3 protein-coding genes are annotated in these 2,516 nt (G+C 30.5%); all 3 read right to left on the reverse strand.

All coding sequences use genetic code 11. The annotated features are described in order from the left end of the window. Positions 1-194: 194 nt before the first annotated feature. Positions 195-524, reverse strand: coding sequence for a translation initiation factor (locus ACHZC3_RS12780; RefSeq protein WP_394760260.1), 330 nt, complete (start codon positions 522-524; stop codon positions 195-197). Positions 525-593: 69 nt separating this feature from the next. Further along, positions 594-992 (reverse strand): GxxExxY protein, encoded by a 399-nt coding sequence (locus ACHZC3_RS12785; RefSeq protein ID WP_394760261.1) that lies wholly within the window; start codon positions 990-992, stop codon positions 594-596. Positions 993-1,177: 185 nt separating this feature from the next. Beyond that, on the reverse strand, positions 1,178-2,128 hold the full coding sequence (locus ACHZC3_RS12790) for an isopenicillin N synthase family dioxygenase (RefSeq protein WP_394760262.1): 951 nt from the start codon (positions 2,126-2,128) through the stop codon (positions 1,178-1,180). Positions 2,129-2,516 lie beyond the last annotated feature (388 nt).

Raw genomic sequence — 2,516 nt, forward strand, 5'->3', positions numbered from 1 at the left:
GTGTGCTATATTTTCAGGAAGCAAGTTTAAGTGATACACACTTCCGTCTGGGTTTAGTATTAATTCTGATGATTTTATCATTTTTTATTTTTTTTTCTGTTTCACAAAGATGCACAAAGGTGACACAGAGTTTCACAAAGTTATTTTTTATAGTAATTGCTACGTCTGTTCACTATCGCTCGGGTCGTAATTATTTAGCCTCCAACACGTTTTACTTTAAATCCTTTTATTTTAAGTATTTCCATGATTTTGTCACGATAATCTCCTTGAATTATTATCGAATCGTCTTTGAAAGTACCACCAACACTGAGTTTGATTTTTATTTCTTTGGCTAGAATTTTAAAATCTTCGTCACTTCCTTCGTAGCCTTCAATAATAGTGGTGGCTTTTCCTTTTCGTTTTTCATATTTACAAATCATGGGGTCTTTTTGAACGTATAATTCGTGCTCAACTTCTGGAATTGCTTCTTCTGGAGAAGGTTCGTGATTTGGGAAAAGGTTTTTTAATTGGTCTTGTAAGTCCATAATTTTATTTTTTTGGAACGCGGATAACTCTATTTTTTTTGAACACAGATTTAATAAATCAAAGAAACCTTAATGCTTATTATACTTTTTATATTCATTAGTAAATATTTTTCTAATAAATTGTGGGTCTTTTCCAAAGTTTAATAATAATCCAACTTCACAATCTGTTGCTTTTAGATAATTTAATAGTTGGCATTCATGGGCTTCAACCATATATTCAACACACTTTAACTCAATAATTACTGAATTATTTACTATTATATCTGGAATATACTCTCCAACGATTTCATTTTTATAATGAACATTTAATTTTTTTTGATTTTCAACTTCAAAACCTCTTTTATTTAATTCTATTAACATTGAATTTTGATATACTTTTTCAAGAAACCCATATCCTAATTCGTTGTAAACATCATAATAAATTCCAATTAATGATTTTGTTAATTCTTGATGAGGAAAATTTTTCATATTTCTTTTGTTTGGCGAGTATATTAATATTTTTTGAACACAGATTTAAGAAATTAGAATAATTTAAAAAATTTCTCCAATTTCTTAAATCTGTGTTCAAAAAAAGTTTTTGTTATGGCATATAATATGAAACTAAAAAAAGACATCAAGCGAACTCAATGTCTTTAAAGCTATATAATTGAGTATTATTTTTTGATTAATCCTAAATCTACTAATCTTTCGTACAAGAATTCACCTGCCGAAATATCGTCGTATTTTTTAGGATTTTCCGCATCAATACAATTATCTAAAACATCCAATCTCATATCGCTAACAGGATGCATAAAAAACGGAATAGAATATCTTGAAGTTCCCCACAATTCTCTCGGTGGATTTACCACTTGGTGAATAGTCGATTTTAATCTATTATTTGTGTGACGAGATAACATATCTCCTACATTTATAACTAGTTCATCTGGTTCAGCAATAGCGTCAATCCATTCACCATCATGATTTTGAACTTGTAAACCACGACCTTGAGCACCCATTAATAAAGTGATCAAGTTAATATCTCCATGAGCTGCAGCACGAATTGCATTTTCAGGCTCAGAAGTAATTGGCGGATAATGAATAGGTCTTAAAATTGAGTTTCCTTCATAACCATATTGATCAAAATAAAACTCATCTAAACCTAAATGCAAAGCCAAAGCTTGTAAAACCGTAATTCCAGTTTTTTCTAGCATTTGGTACGCTTCTTTTCCTACAACATTAAATCTAGGAAGTTCTTTAACTTCAACATTATCAGGATATTCAGCCGCATATTTCGAATCTTTGTCAACATATTGACCAAAGTGCCAAAACTCTTTCAAATCTCCTTCTTTTCTACCTTTAGCATGTTCTTTCCCGAAAGAAACATAACCACGCTGTCCTCCAATTCCTGGAATCTCATAACTGTATTTGGTTTCTAATGGTAAAGAGAAAAAATTTCTAATTTCACCATACAATTCACCAACCAATTTGTCATCTAAAAAATGACCTTTTAACGCTACGAAGCCAATCTCTTCGAAAGCTTTTCCGATTTCATTTACAAATTTTTGTTTACGTTCCGGGTTACCCGAAAGGAAATCACGCAAGTCAACACTAGGAATGTTTTGCATCTCTTAAATAATATGTTAATAACTTACAAATGGATAATACCATCATAAAACAAATGTATAAATATTTTTTTTATTTGAAGCCATTTCCTGCTATCCGTTGCAATCTTTTTTTCGGAAAAAACCTCAAAAAAGGATTTCCACTGCTATCAGGGCTGCACATACCCAAAATCATTCATAATTATTTAAAAAAATCCGCGAAAACTGTTTCATCTGCTTGTCATTTTTTTATACTTTTGAGCCACAATTAAAAATTGCAATAAAAATGAATTTCGACAGAAAAAACATATCCAACGAAACGTTACTAGATTTATACAAACGAATCCTAAAACCACGATTAATCGAAGAAAAAATGCTGATTCTTATCCGTCAAGGTAAAGTATCTAAATGG

The organism is Flavobacterium sp., assembly GCF_043720215.1.
Classification (GTDB): Bacteria; Bacteroidota; Bacteroidia; order Flavobacteriales; family Flavobacteriaceae; genus Flavobacterium.